Origin of the sequence: Cohnella fermenti (assembly GCF_004801405.1) — a bacterium.
In the GTDB taxonomy this organism is placed as follows: Bacteria; Bacillota; Bacilli; order Paenibacillales; family Paenibacillaceae; genus Cohnella; species Cohnella fermenti.
This window is the reverse complement of record NZ_SSOB01000012.1, coordinates 16,917-30,098: the sequence shown is the minus strand read 5'-3', so window position 1 is coordinate 30,098 and position 13,182 is coordinate 16,917. Positions and strand designations below refer to the sequence as shown.

The 13,182-nt window shown below is 61.8% G+C and carries 11 protein-coding genes; 6 read left to right on the top strand and 5 right to left on the bottom strand.

Features of this window, described 5'->3' with window-relative positions; all coding sequences use genetic code 11:
• Positions 1 to 97 precede the first annotated feature (97 nt).
• The 4 genes from E6C55_RS11075 to E6C55_RS11060 all read left to right on the top strand — a co-directional run bounded on the left by E6C55_RS11075 (position 98) and on the right by E6C55_RS11060 (position 3,264).
• Positions 98 to 1,477 (top strand): MATE family efflux transporter, encoded by a 1,380-nt coding sequence (locus E6C55_RS11075; protein ID WP_136369859.1) that lies wholly within the window; start codon positions 98 to 100, stop codon positions 1,475 to 1,477.
• A gap of 60 nt (positions 1,478 to 1,537) precedes the next feature.
• Positions 1,538 to 1,708 carry a DUF3185 family protein gene (locus E6C55_RS11070; RefSeq protein WP_136369858.1) on the top strand — a complete coding sequence of 57 codons (171 nt, stop codon included), beginning with the start codon at positions 1,538 to 1,540 and terminating at the stop codon, positions 1,706 to 1,708.
• A 159-nt stretch (positions 1,709 to 1,867) separates the two neighbouring features.
• Positions 1,868 to 2,884 (top strand): M23 family metallopeptidase, encoded by a 1,017-nt coding sequence (locus E6C55_RS11065; protein WP_136369857.1) that lies wholly within the window; start codon positions 1,868 to 1,870, stop codon positions 2,882 to 2,884.
• Positions 2,881 to 3,264 (top strand): bactofilin family protein, encoded by a 384-nt coding sequence (locus E6C55_RS11060; protein WP_136369856.1) that lies wholly within the window; start codon positions 2,881 to 2,883, stop codon positions 3,262 to 3,264. The genes E6C55_RS11065 and E6C55_RS11060 overlap by 4 nt, the downstream gene beginning before the upstream one ends.
• Here E6C55_RS11060 and E6C55_RS11055 read toward each other — a convergent pair.
• Entirely contained in the window at positions 3,261 to 4,112 is an 852-nt protein-coding gene (locus E6C55_RS11055) for an ATP-dependent DNA ligase (protein WP_136369855.1), read from the bottom strand. The two genes, E6C55_RS11060 and E6C55_RS11055, sit on opposite strands and share 4 nt — an antisense overlap.
• A 132-nt stretch (positions 4,113 to 4,244) precedes the next feature.
• Here E6C55_RS11055 and E6C55_RS11050 point away from each other — a divergent pair, with 132 nt between their 5' ends.
• Together E6C55_RS11050 and fabV are read left to right on the top strand one after the other, a co-directional pair.
• Positions 4,245 to 4,454: an alpha/beta-type small acid-soluble spore protein gene (locus E6C55_RS11050; protein WP_136369854.1), complete on the top strand. Its 210-nt coding sequence runs from the start codon at positions 4,245 to 4,247 to the stop codon at positions 4,452 to 4,454.
• Between the two features lie 173 nt (positions 4,455 to 4,627).
• Entirely contained in the window at positions 4,628 to 5,818 is a 1,191-nt protein-coding gene (gene fabV, locus E6C55_RS11045) for an enoyl-ACP reductase FabV (protein ID WP_136369853.1), read from the top strand.
• 396 nt (positions 5,819 to 6,214) lie between these two features.
• On the opposite strand, the gene E6C55_RS11040 is transcribed toward fabV, so the two are convergent.
• The 4 genes from E6C55_RS11040 to E6C55_RS11025 form a co-directional block, all read right to left on the bottom strand.
• The gene (locus E6C55_RS11040; RefSeq protein WP_211093559.1) at positions 6,215 to 7,198 is read right to left on the bottom strand and encodes an aromatic ring-hydroxylating dioxygenase subunit alpha; all 984 of its coding nucleotides are present in this window, start codon (positions 7,196 to 7,198) and stop codon (positions 6,215 to 6,217) included.
• 21 nt (positions 7,199 to 7,219) lie between these two features.
• Positions 7,220 to 8,344, bottom strand: a complete 1,125-nt coding sequence (locus E6C55_RS11035; RefSeq protein ID WP_136369852.1) for a BMP family ABC transporter substrate-binding protein — start codon at positions 8,342 to 8,344, stop codon at positions 7,220 to 7,222.
• Positions 8,345 to 8,497: 153 nt separating this feature from the next.
• Positions 8,498 to 11,647, bottom strand: coding sequence for a glycoside hydrolase family 2 TIM barrel-domain containing protein (locus tag E6C55_RS11030; protein WP_136369851.1), 3,150 nt, complete (start codon positions 11,645 to 11,647; stop codon positions 8,498 to 8,500).
• The gene (locus tag E6C55_RS11025; RefSeq protein WP_136369850.1) at positions 11,640 to 13,178 is read right to left on the bottom strand and encodes a four-carbon acid sugar kinase family protein; all 1,539 of its coding nucleotides are present in this window, start codon (positions 13,176 to 13,178) and stop codon (positions 11,640 to 11,642) included. Before E6C55_RS11025 ends, E6C55_RS11030 begins: the two co-directional genes overlap by 8 nt.
• Between the last annotated feature and the right edge of the window lie 4 nt (positions 13,179 to 13,182).

Sequence of the window (13,182 nt, the reverse complement as noted above, 5' to 3'; positions counted from 1 at the left end):
TTGAAAAATGACACATCGAGTTCGCCATTCCATTTATAATCGCATTGATTCCTCTTATTTTATCACACAGCGCGCTGACAGTACGGAGGTTTAAATCATGCAATCGCTTGACCGCAAATTTTCCTTATGGACACTCGCTTGGCCGGTGTTTATCGAGGTTCTCCTGCAGACGATGCTGGGAACGGTCGACACCATCATGGTCAGCCGCATCTCCGACGATGCCGTCGCCGTCGTCGGCTTCTCGGGTCAACTGTTCGGCGCGCTGACGACCCTCTTCATGACGATAGCCGGCGGGGCCGGAATTCTGATCGCGCAGCGGATCGGCTCGCAGCGGCGGGAAGACGCGCGCACCCTCGCGGTCATGGCGATCACGACCAGCACGGCGATCGGGCTGCTGATCAGCTTCCTGCTCTTCTCCGAGGCGCGCTCCATCGCCAAGCTGCTGGGGCTGTCCGCCGAGCTCTTGCCGCTCGCGGATACGTACATCTCTTATGTCGGAGGCGGAATGTTCCTGGCGGCCATGACAGCGGCGCTCGGCACCGCGATCCGCAACACCGGCAATACGCGCGGCCCGATGTACACCGGCATTGTCATCAACGTCGTTCATATCTTCCTGAACTACGGGCTCATCTTCGGGAAGCTGGGCATGCCCGAATGGGGGCTCTTCGGAGTCACCGTGTCCGATAATTCATGCCGCCTGCTGTCCGTCGTCATTCTGCTCTACATGTTCCGCCATTCCTTCGAGCGAACGATCCGCTTGCGCGACTACCTGCGGTTCGACGTCAAGCTGTTTAAGGAGATTCTGCGGATCGGCTGGCCGATGGGCGTGAACATGAGCTGTTGGGTATTCTCGCAGCTCGCGATCTATTCGTTCATTGCGCTGCTCGGCTCCAAGGAGCTGGCGGCCCGCACCTATATGAACACGCTCGAGTCGTTCTGCTTCATGCTCGGCTATGCGTTCGCGCTTGCCGTGCAGATCCGGATCGCCTACCTGTACGGGGAAGGCCGAACGAGGGAGGCCTACTCGGCCGCCTATCGGGCGATGGGACTCGGCCTGCTGCTCGTCATGGCGAACGCCCTGCTGCTCTTCGCGCTGGGCAGACCGATGCTCGGCCTGTTCACGTCGGACCCGGAGATCGTGGCGATGGGCGTCTCCCTGCTTGGGCTCAACCTCATCCTGCAACCGGGCAAAATGCTCAATATGGCGCTGGGGAACGCGTTGAACGCGGTAGGCGATACCCGGTTTACGATGTTCGTCTCAATCGGCTCGCTCGGCATCATCGCCACTCTCTGCTCTTACGGGTTCGGCATCGGGCTCGGCTGGGGGCTCATCGGCATCTATGCCTGCATGATCGCCGACGAATACGTTCGCGGGGCGCTGTCCCTCTGGCGCTGGCGAGGAAGGAAGTATTTGAACAGGGCGGCAGCCCCGCACGCGGTGCCCCATTCCGGAAGCTCCGCTCTTAGCGCAGGATAATCTATCATTCCGAGGCATCCTTAAGGTAGAATAGGAAGAAAAGCCGAGGTGACTTCCTAAATGAAATCCAATCCATTGCAGCTTGCCGTCCTGGGACTAATGGTCCTGATCTTCGGCATCGTCGACCTCATCTTCCTTAACAAGACCGTCGGAGTCGTGCTGACCGTCGCGGGCGCCGTCCTCGCCTACAGCGGCTGGAACCGGCATCAGAAGAGCAAGAAGAACCCGTGAACGGCGGTTCGCGAGCGGAGAAAGCCTGCGCCAAGCGGGCTTTTCTTATTTATTTGCGCTTTTCGGAATATTTTTATCATTTGGAAAAAGGATTCTATCTTCTTCTGTCGAACCTTAATTGCGAATATGCGACTTTAGGCGGAGGAGGATCGACACGAGATGAGCCGCAAAAAGGTAACGTTCGTCGTCATTCCGGATGCAAGCAGTTCGGTTCGGCGGCTGACCGTCCCATCCTACCTCTTCGCGGTCGGACTGGCGCTCGTTCCCGTTCTGCTTCTTTTCCTCACCTTGGCGTGCCTTGTGCTCTATCGCCATTACGACACCAATGCAGATCAGTTGGTCTATCTGGAACGGAAGATGAACGATACGGCGTCTCGATACGAAGAGATTCTGGCCGACAAGAACACGAGCATCGACTATCTTCAGACGAAGCTGGTCGAATTGACCGAGCAGGCTTCCGCGATCCAGAGCCAATTGAACGAGATGGACGAGCTCGAAGACCAGGTGCGCGAGCTTATGGGAGTCTCTTCCGAAGCGAAGGACGAGCCCCAGGCGAGCGCGCTCAGCGCTTCGGCGTTCGGCGCGGGCGGAGAAGACATTCCGGCGTCGGACGAGGAATTCCAGGCGTATCTGGACACGGCCAGCCGGACACTGTCCGCCTTGGTCCCGACGCTGGGCGGCATCGAGAAGCGGCTGCAGGACATGAAGGCGGACGTCTCGGAGGTCCAGTCTAAGCTGGATGCGACTCCGAATATTTGGCCGACCGTCAGCCGGACGATCTCGTCCCCGTACGGCATCCGGCTCGATCCCTTCACCCGCAAGGCGCGATTCCATGCGGGAATCGACTTCTCGGGCAACGTCGGCGATCCCGTCTACGCGGCGGCGGACGGCGTCGTCACCTGGTCCCAGAAGGATTCCGCCGAGGGGAAGAACATCAAGATCGATCACGGCGACGGCATCGTCACCCGCTACATGCATCTGAGCAAGCTGATCGCGCAGGTCGGAGACCGCGTGGAGAAGGGAACGCTTATCGGGGAACTGGGCAATACCGGCCGAAGCACGGGACCGCACCTGCACTATGAAGTCGTGAAGGACGGAGTCCAGGTGAACCCGCTGTCCTATCTGCCGGCCGATTCTGAATCCGAATCCAATGAAGAGAGCGAGGAATCCCCATGATCGGGAGGAAGTCCAAGGTTGATCCCGGCAAGACCGATACGCTGATCGGTGAAGGAACCGTCTTTAATGGGAAAATCACTTCGCAAGCGAGCATCCGGCTCGAAGGAGAGGTTCGCGGAGACATTGAATGCGAGGGAGACGTCATTATCGGCGAGAGAGGGAGCGCCCATTCCGACATCGTCGCCCGCAACGTCATTCTGGCCGGCAAGGTGACGGGCAACGTCTCGGCGAAGGGCAAGCTGGTGCTCAAGACGACCGGCTTCCTGCTCGGGGATCTGCAAGCCCAGGAGCTTGAAGTCGAGCCGGGCGGCGTCTTCCAGGGAACAAGCCGAATGGAGCTGAAGGAGAGCCTGAAGGCCGTCCTTCCGCTTGAAGCTTAAACGACGAAGGAGACGAATTCCGGCTGCACCGGCGATCCGTCCGCGAGCTGCTTGACGTAGCGCAGCCGCGCTTCGATCTCCGGGCGGACGTAGACGAAGTCCTTGTCCTCGCCGGTGACGATCAGCTTCGCTACCCCGTAGAACGCCTGGCGGTACGGCAACGGGACCGATTCGGACACGACGTCCCGCCACTTCGCTCCATGCTCGACCAGCCATCCGAACTGGTTTTTCCGATAGCCCGCGATCTTGACATCCAAGTACCGATAATGAAGAATCGTCAGCCACCCCTCGCTCGTGCCGCTCCGGTACGGGCTTCGCTTGTCCTTGGCCACGAGCCCCTGGAGGCCGCTGCGCCCCATCGTCTCGAACAATGCCGCCCCTTCGCCCTCGAGATAAGGCATTCGGCTGTAATGGCGATTGTCCGTCAGCGCCTCATCCAACAGCGCCTTCCTGCGCTCAAGCGGCCAGTCGCGTATATCCTCGCCCTTATAGCGCAGAATATCGAAGACGAAGCAATGCACCGGACAACGAATGGACGCTTCGCGGATGTCCATTCTCTTCTTCAGCCGATAACGCCGCGCAAGCTGCTCGCGATCCAGCCTGCCCGTAGCCGGATCGACGACGGCGAGCACCGCATCCAGCACAACGTCCTCCCCGTCCGCAACAGGCATCAGGTGAAGCTCGGGATACAAGCTTGTCAGATCGAACCCATGCGCGGAGTAAAGACGGACGTGCCCAACCTCCATCGAGAGGATAAGGCGCTGTCCGTCCAATTGGGGTTCGAATATGTAATTATCGTTCTGCAGCGGAGCTTCCAAGCCTCCTGTCCTCATCGGCGCGACAAACATCGTCCCTTGCCCTCCCCCCTGATTGGGATTCCTCTATTGTAGCACTCGCGATCGGCGGCGGGACCCGGTAATTTTATGTATAAGAGGGAATGGCGATTCGCATAATACTGCCAGAAGGTGGAGGTGATTCAAGTGGCAGACAATCGCAATCAGCTCGTGGTTCCGCAAGCCCGCGCCGCACTGGAGCAACTGAAGTTCGAAGTCGCGCAGGAGCTCGGCATCGCCATTCCGCAAGACGGCTATTACGGCAATATGCTGACCCGCGACACCGGCAGAATCGGCGGCGAGATCACTCGCCGGCTCGTCCAGATGGCGGAGCAGCAGCTCGCCGGACGCCAATAACGACCGCATCTTCCCGAGCGCCCGCCGAGACTTCCCCGTCTGGGCGGGCGCTCCGCTTGTGCGCTCGGCTTCGAGATTAGACGTTTCCCAATCGGGCAAAAATTCGGTAATATAGAAGAAGGTTGCCACAGGCTGCCTCCATTCCCGAACGTCTGAGAAAGGAACTGTCTACTATGATCATTCAGCCCAAAACAAGAGGATTCATCTGCACGACGGCGCATCCGGAAGGCTGCGCGCGGCAAGTGGAGCGTCAAGTGGACTATGTGCGATCCCAGCCTTCCATCTCCGGCCCCAAGAACGTGCTCGTTGTCGGTGCCTCGACCGGCTACGGCCTTGCATCTAGAATCGTCTCCTCCTTCGGCGCCGGCGCGAACACGATTGGCGTCTACTTCGACAAAGCGGCGGAAGGCTCCCGCACCGCAAGCGCCGGCTGGTACAACTCGGCAGCCTTCGAGCGCTTGGCCGAGAACGCCGGCGTCAAGTCGTTCTCGATCGTTGGAGACGCTTTCTCCGAGGCGATCAAGCAGCAGACGATCGAGCTTATTCGCTCGGAGCTCGGACAAGTCGACCTCGTCGTCTACAGCGTCGCTTCGCCCCGCCGCACTCATCCGGTGACGGGAGAGACGTTCTCCTCCGTCATCAAGCCGATCGGTCCGTCGTATTCGAACAAGACGGTCAACTTCCATACGGCGGAAGTGTCCATCGCGACAATCGAGCCGGCGACGGAAGACGAGGTTCGCCAGACGGTCGCCGTCATGGGCGGCGAGGACTGGCAGATGTGGATCGACGCACTGAGCGAAGCCGGCGTCCTGAGCGAAGGAGCAACAACCGTCGCCTACTCGTACATAGGACCTGAGATTACCCACGCCGTGTATCGCGAAGGAACGATCGGCCGCGCGAAGGACGATCTGGAAGCGACCGCAATCCGCCTGAGAGAGCAGCTCGGCGCGACCGGCGGACGAGCCTTCGTCTCGGTCAACAAGGCGCTTGTCACCCAGTCGAGCTCGGCCATTCCGGTCGTTCCGCTCTACATCTCCGCGCTGTACAAGGTCATGAAGGAGAAGGGCAGCCACGAGGGCTGCATCGAGCAGATGTATCGCCTGTTCTCCACCCGCCTGTACGGAGAAGGCGACACCCCGGTCGATTCGCGCGGACGCATCCGCGTCGACGACCTCGAGATGCAGGAAGACGTCCAAGCGGAAGTTGCGGCCATCTGGGAGCAGCTGTCGACGGATAACATCAACGAGCTGACCGACATCGCCGGCTATCGCCGCGAGTTCTTCCAATTGTTCGGCTTCGAGACCGACGACATTGATTACGAAGCGGACACGGACCCGAACGTGGACATCCCGAACCTGCGCTAACATGAAGAAGCCCCGTCAAGGAAGATCGAGATCTTCTCTGACGGGGCTTTTGCGCTATGCGATTGGCTCCCTCGGACACGACGGCCTGGCCACGCACGGAACATTTTTATTGTAGAAGGCGACAGCGGCGGGAATCGAGGCGTTTTATGTGATTTTTAGCATTAGTTGGTGCGGATTCGGATGAATCGGCGCGTTTTATGCGATTTTTAGCATACATGCGGCAATTCGAGCCGGGTTTGCCGCCATGTATGTGGTTTTTCGCATAAAATCGTTCAACATACCCGTTATCGGGGCTGCGCGAATGCGGTTTTTCACATAAAATCCGGCGGCCATCGGTTTGGGCGGCTTCGGAGCTTAGCCGGCCTCCGTTCCTCTGCCGAACAGAGAGCTCTGCCATCAATCCGTTCCGAACGTGACGCCGAGCTCCTTCAGCCTGCGGCGGTACGCAATCGCCACCCGGTCGCACTTCAGGTGCAGCTCGGCTTGCAGGTCGAGCGGCAGCAGCTCCGGCTTCTGGTTCTCGACGATCAGCTTGTCCTGCGCGAGCAGCGTGTTCTGGAAGTCCACGAATACATGGTCCGGGATGTCCTGCCCGTAATTCCGCAGTTGCAGCATGTACGCCGTGCAGGTCGTCTCCGATTCCGGCAGCACGAAGAGGAACAGATGGAACAGCTCGTCGCTGCCGTCCGCCGTCTTGGTCAGGCGCACGCCAAGCGGGCTGAAAATCTCGTACGTGTAGCGGCTCGTCACGCCGTGCCCGCGTCCGTCGGGGTCCGGCTGGTACACGGCGATCTCGGTTGAGCGGAACACCCCATTCTCCTCGACCATCGTGTAGTCGTCGATCTCGGGGAATTCCCGATCGCCGAGCAGCCCTTCATGGACGAACATCAGATGGGAGACGTCCAGGAAGTTCTCCACCACCCGCGGCCCCGAGGCTTGCACCGGGTACGGGCCCATCCGGAGCGGAATCAGCTCCGAGGGGACGAAGTCCTCGTAGATCGGAGTCGGCCGGCTCGGCTCGCCGAGGCATACCCACACGAAGCCAAGGCTCTCGCAGCAGGCGAACGTCGGCGTCCTCGCCTTGGTCGGAATCGCCTGGTGCTTCGGAAGAGCGGGGATGCAGACGCAAGCTCCGCTCTGGTCATACTCCCACCCGTGATAAGCGCAGACGATCCGGTCGCCCTGCACCCTGCCGAGCGAGAGCGGCACCCCGCGATGGATGCACAGGTCGCGCATCGCGGTTATCCCTTTGGAGCTTCGGTACAGAACGATTTTCTCCCCCAGCACGCACACGCCCTTGGGAACCGTCCCGATCTCTTCCGCGAGAGCGACCGGATGCCATTCGTTCCAGAGCGCCGGATCGCGTATCGTCTTCTGCATGCCTGTCGCCTCCATTGTCGGTCAGCTCGGGATCGTGCCCTTGATGCCCTTCACGAACCAGTTCATGTTAAGAATCTCATCGTCCGACAGAGCCTCGCCCTCCGGCTTGACGACGCTGCCGTCTTGACCGTAGATCGGCCCGCCGAACACGTCGATCTGACCAGCGATCATATCCTGCTTCAGCTCTTCGACCAGCTCCTTCACGTCCTGCGGAACGCTCTTGCCGAGCGGAGCCAGATCGACGAGACCTTCCTTCAAGCTGCCCCAGTAGCTCTCGGACGCCCACGTGCCGTCCATGATCGCCTGAACGTTGCGATCATAGTAAGAGAACCAGTTGTACACCGTATTGGAGATGTAGTAATCCGGCGCGTACTTGTTCATGTCGGAGTCGTTGCCGATCGAGAACACGCCGCGCTCCGCCGCCGCCTGAATGCCTGCCGGGGAGTCCTGATAGTTGCCCAGAACGTCGACTCCGGCATCCAGCAGGCTCTCCGCCGCTTGGCGCTCGATCGTCGGATCGTACCACGTATTGGACCAGACAACGTCGACGCTCACATCCGGATTCACGCTTTGGGCGCCCAGCGTGAAGGCGTTGATCGTATAGATGACTTCCGGAATCGGATAGGCCCCTACATAGCCCAGATGATTGTTCTTCGTCATCTTGCCTGCCGCCACCCCGTAGAGGTAAGCCGTCTCGTAAGCCCGACCGGCATACGTGGACAAGTTCTCCGCCGTCTTGTAGCCGGATGCGTGAAGGAACTTCACCTTCGGATACTTGCTCGCCACGTTGACCATCGAATCCATGTAGCCGAAGCTCGTTCCGATGATCAGATCGTGGTCCTGCGCGAGCTCGGTGAAGACGCGCTCCGCGTCCGCGCCTTCCGGCACGTTCTCGACGACCGTCGCCGTGAAGCCGTACTTCTTCTCCAGCTCGATGCGCGCCAGATCGTGCTGGTACGTCCAGCCGCCGTCTCCCGGCTCTCCGATATACACGAACGCGACTCGCGGCAGCTTTTGCCCGGCGTCCGCAGTCGCCGAAGCTCCGGACGAAGCCGATTCCGACGCGTTGGAATTGCCGTTGGAGTTGCCGCATGCCGTCACAACAAGCACTAGCGCAAGTACGAGGAATAAGAATCCTTTTCTCAAAGTTGATCTCCCCTTCTCATCTATTGGCAACCAGGATTTAAGTCTAAATCCTAGCGAGAAGCGAAGGGTACGTCAACAACTCTAACATCACATTGGTCACATTCACGAATGCCTTGAGCTTCCATTGTGGAAGATGACAAAACCAGCGGCCAATCATGTCATGGAATGTGTTATATCGTTCCCGGACAGCATGACGGAGATCAGCCGCCGTTCCGACGCAGGCAGCAGGTACTTGTCGAGGGTCGGAGCGTAGCCGCAGCTATGGTTGCCGAGCCCGCTCTGCGCCGCGTCCAGCTTCAGAATCGTCTCGCCGCGGGCCGTCAGCTCGAAGTCGTGCTTCGCGTCCGCCAGATCGGCTGCCGAATAATGATGCGCACCGGCGTTCACCGGCGCTCCGACCGCCGTCGCCCGCAGCCCGAAGCCTTCCGCGTCCTCAAGACGGACCCAGCGCACATCCGCCTTGTTGCCGTTCTCCTGCGGCCTGATGTACGGGACGAATTGCTCCGATACCGTGCCGCCGTACACGCCGAGCTTGCCGCTCTCCTTCCGGTCCGCGTAGCATTCGTGAGGCCCCCGGCCGAACCAGGTCATCCGCTCAAGCTCGCGGGGCAAGCGAAGCTCCAGGCCGAATCGCGGCAGCGGCGGAAGCTCGGGGCGCAGCGCTTCGAGCTCCGCTTCCAGCAGCAGCTCCCCGGCTCCGTTCACCGTATAGTCGAGGCGGGTCCGGAATGCCACTCCTTCGCCCTTGGCGCCAAGCGCGAACTCCGCGCGGAACCGAACTGCCCCGTCCTCCTCCAGCCGGTCGAGCGAAGCGTGGCGAAGATCGGGAAGCAGCCGATCGTAGCCGGCCGCGATCCATTCCTTCGCCAGATGCACGTCGTTGTCCACCGGCGCGCGCCATAGGTTCACCGTCGGACCGGACAGCAGCAGCTCCCTGCCGCCGATCTGCCAGCTCGCCAGCGTCCCCTTCGCCTTATCGAAGACGAACGCGAAGATTTCCCCTTGAACGGTGACAAGGCGCGGCGAATTGTCGTTGTCGTACTTGAGCTGCAACGGCGACGGCGGGAGCGGGAGCGGCGATACGGAAGACGAACGCTCCTCCTCCGCGCCGACGATGCCGAGAGCCAAGTCCGCCCAAGCGATCTCGAAGCCTCGCTCGGCCCATGGAATCCGCTCGCGGAGAACAAACCGGACATGAAGCCAGTACTCGCCCACAGCCGCCGGAAGCTCCGCCGCCGAAGCGAGACGAATCGTCTCGCGCGCGCCGGGAAGCGTCCGAAGCGCCGGAAGCTTCCCGCTCTCCAGCGTCTCCCCGTCCCGAAGCAGCGTCCAATCGCCTTCCAGATGTTCCAGCGTCAAGAAGTCGTAACGATTCTCCAGAACGAGCTCCCCCGTCCCTTCGTTCCAGGAGACGACCTTGACCGGTTCGATTGCTTTCTTGTATTCCAGCAAGGAGGATTTGGGCGTCCGGTCCGGGAACAGCAGCCCGTCGAGACAGAACGCTCCGCTGTGCGGGGCATCCCCGAAGTCTCCTCCGTATAAGTAGATCTGTCCTCTCTTCGCGGCGTCTGCCGCTCCCCGAACCGAAGCCTCGACGGCCAAGTCCGCCCACTCCCAGATCAGCCCGCCGAGAAGGCGGGGATACTCGTAGATCGCATCCCAATATTCGCGCAGGTTGCCGGTGGAGTTGCCCATCGCATGCCCGAACTCGCACATGAGGTACGGCCGCGGGTCGTCCTTCAGCCCTTCCTCGATAATTGTCGCGACGGCCGGGTACATGCTGCTGACGATGTCCACGACCGGAGCGTCGTAGGCGCGCTCGTAGTGGATCGGCCTCGTTCCGTCCGCCTGCCGCACCCATTCCGCCATCGCGTCGTGGTTCGGGCCGTAGCCGGATTCGTTGCCGAGCGACCAGACGATGACGGACGGATGGTTCTTGTCCCGCTCGACCAGCCGCTTCGCCCGGTCGACGAACGCCTCCTGCCACTCCGGCCGCTTGGCCAGATAGCCCTCGTCGCCGACGAAGTGGAAGCCGTGCGTCTCCAGATCCGTCTCGTCGATAACGTACAGGCCGTACCGGTCGCACAGATCGAGCCATCTCGGATCGTTCGGGTAGTGCGACAGCCGAACCGCGTTCACATTATGCCGCTTCATCAGCTCGATGTCCCGGGCCATCGACTCCTTCGAGATCGCGAAGCCGGTGCGCGAGTCGAACTCGTTGCGGTTGACCCCCTTGACGACGACGGGCCGTCCGTTGACGAGCAGGCGTCCGTCCGCGATGCGAACGTCCCGGAAGCCGACCGCGATCCGCTTGACCTCCGCCGCGCGGCCGCTCTCGTCGTCGAGCACTGTGAGGAGGAGCGTGTACAGGTTAGGCGTCTCGGCCGTCCATGGCTTCGGGGACGAGACCGTTTCGCGAAGGCGAAGCTCGACCGATTGTCCGGGAGCTGGCGAGACAATCTCCGGCAGGCTGACGTCCAGCACGGCGTTCCCCTCCGCATCCAACAGGCTTGCGGCGATTCGGCAGCTCCCTGCCCGCTCTCCCGTCACGTTGGCGATCCGAAGAGCGACGTCCAGCTCGGCCGTTGCGCCGTCCGGCAGCCAGTTCGTCTTCGCGAACGCGTCGAGCACCGTGATCGGCGGCAGCGCGAGCAGGTACACATCGCGGAAAATCCCGCTAAGCCGCCACTTGTCCTGGCTCTCCAGATAGCTGCCGTCCGACCATTGATAGACGCGCACCGCGAGCCGGTTCGGGCCGGGGCGAAGCAAGTCCGTGACGGCGAATTCGGTCGTGAAGTGGCTGCCCTGCCCATAGCCCGCGAAGCTTCCGTTCACCCACACATGGAACGCCGAATCGACTCCTTCGAACAGCAACCGGACGCTTCGCCCCTCCCAATCGGCGGGAAGCTCGAACGTCGTGCGGTAGCAGCCGACGGGGTTGTTCGCGGGAACGTACGGGGGATCGATGGGAAAAGGGTACGGGCAGCTTGAGTAGTGAGGGGTACCGTAACCGTGCATCTGCCAGTTGGAGGGAACCGGAAGATGGGCCCAGCTCTCGTCCGCGTAATCGCTGCTCTCGCAATCATCCGGCACTTCGGCCGGCGATTCGGCGTAGAGGAACCTCCAGTCGCCGTTCAGCAGCATAAAGTAAGGCGAGCGCTCCCGCTCGCCCGCCATCGCGTCGTCCTTCCCGCCATACGGAATCAGATCGGCCCGCGGAGGCTCCGCGTTCCTCTGCAGAACGTCCAGGTTCGCCCAATCGGGCGGGATCGCCGCCGCGTTCTTCATCAGCTTCTCAGTCATCGGCCGTCTCGCCGCCTCTCTTCACAAGATCAAAGAATCGCTCTCCCCCGACCTGCCCGCCCTTGAGCACCAGTTCGAGCCCATCGAGCCCATCGTCGTCCGAATACGCGCGGCAGAGCGGCGCCCCCGGCGCCAGCGCCTGCACGCATTCAAGCGCGTAAATGCCGAGCGCGCGGGCGACGTAGCCCGATGTGTCGCCGCCCGCAATCAGAATGCGCGTCAGGCCCGCGGAAGCGGCAAGCGCGCGGGCGAGGCCGCCGAGCTCCGCTCCGAGCAGGCGGCTGCTCTCCTCCGGCCGCCGCCCCTGCTCCGCCAGCGCCTGCCGCAGCGAGCCGATGCCCGGATCGTCCGGTCCGCTGGCCGAGTACAGGATTACGCTGCGGCCCGTCTCCAGCAGCGCCTCCGCTTCCGCGAGCAGCCTCGCTCTCGCTTCCTCCGCCCGCTCGGGGCGGATCAGCTCGAGCGCCGGCACACGAATTGCCGCGAAGCCGTCTTCCTCCGCCTCGGCGATCTGCTTCGCCGTCGCGGGCGAGCAGCTTCCGGACACGACAAGCAGGCGGTCGACCGGCTTCGCCGTCCGCCGGGACGTTGCAGAGGCCGAGCCGGAGAATGTCGTCGGAAGCTCGCCCGAAGCCTGCCAAGCCGCTCCGAGCGCGTATTCCACGCCCGAGGAGCCGATGACGAACAGCCCGTCCTCGCGTTGCCCGGCCTCTCGCAGGAGCAACTGTCCCGCAACGGCCAGGCGCCGCTCGTCGAGCACGTCGATCAGCAGGAGATCCGGGTTCTCCTCGGAGAGAATTCGTTCCAGCCTGGCGTCGGCCACGGATGGGCCGCCGTCCAGCGCAACGATATCCAGCAGGGACGACTTCAGCGAGGTCTGTCTCTCCAGATGCTTGCGCAGGTCGGATTCGTCCATCGGCGTCACGGGATGGCGCGACATCGTCGGGTGGCGGTCCAAGCGATGAACCTCCCCGTCCGGCGCCGCCGCGAAGTGGTGGCCGAACACCGTATAGCGCCCGAGATAAGGAACTCCCGCGATGACCGGGATATAGCCGCCGCCGAAGCTCGCCCAGCCAAGCTCCGCCGCCTTGCCGATGCTTCCGATGTCCGGCGACGAGTCGAACGTCGAGCAGATTTTGTAATGGATGATCGCCGGACCGGCTTGCTTCAAGCGTTCGAAGATCGGAGGCAGTTCCCGCTCCATCTCCTCGGGAGAGAGGGAACGGCCGACCCCGGCGATGCCGAACGCGTCGAGTCCTTCAAGCCCGTTAAGCTCATCGCTTCTGCTAAGCCCGTCAAGCCCGTTTCCCCCATCAATTCCGTCACCCCCGCGCCCCCTGTTAAGCACCGACTTGCGACCGAATCCAGCCAGCCTCGCTTCGTCCGGCGCTTCCAGGAACAGCAGCGTCCGCAGCCCTTGCCGAAACAGCGCCTCGAGCACGTCCGTCGACCCGGTGAAGTCGTCTCCGTAATAACCGATCAGGGGCCGCTTGGCGCGGCCCCCTTCCTCGTTCCGATTCCGCATGGTCATGAGG

Coding starts and splice junctions, on each gene's coding strand:
- E6C55_RS11075 (WP_136369859.1), top strand. CDS start 98: ATGCAATCGCTTGACCGCAAATTTTCCTTATGGACACTCGCTTGGCCG.
- E6C55_RS11070 (WP_136369858.1), top strand. CDS start 1,538: ATGAAATCCAATCCATTGCAGCTTGCCGTCCTGGGACTAATGGTCCTG.
- E6C55_RS11065 (WP_136369857.1), top strand. CDS start 1,868: ATGAGCCGCAAAAAGGTAACGTTCGTCGTCATTCCGGATGCAAGCAGT.
- E6C55_RS11060 (WP_136369856.1), top strand. CDS start 2,881: ATGATCGGGAGGAAGTCCAAGGTTGATCCCGGCAAGACCGATACGCTG.
- E6C55_RS11055 (WP_136369855.1), bottom strand. CDS start 4,112: ATGTTTGTCGCGCCGATGAGGACAGGAGGCTTGGAAGCTCCGCTGCAG.
- fabV (WP_136369853.1), top strand. CDS start 4,628: ATGATCATTCAGCCCAAAACAAGAGGATTCATCTGCACGACGGCGCAT.
- E6C55_RS11040 (WP_211093559.1), bottom strand. CDS start 7,198: ATGCAGAAGACGATACGCGATCCGGCGCTCTGGAACGAATGGCATCCG.
- E6C55_RS11030 (WP_136369851.1), bottom strand. CDS start 11,647: ATGACTGAGAAGCTGATGAAGAACGCGGCGGCGATCCCGCCCGATTGG.
- E6C55_RS11025 (WP_136369850.1), bottom strand. CDS start 13,178: ATGACCATGCGGAATCGGAACGAGGAAGGGGGCCGCGCCAAGCGGCCC.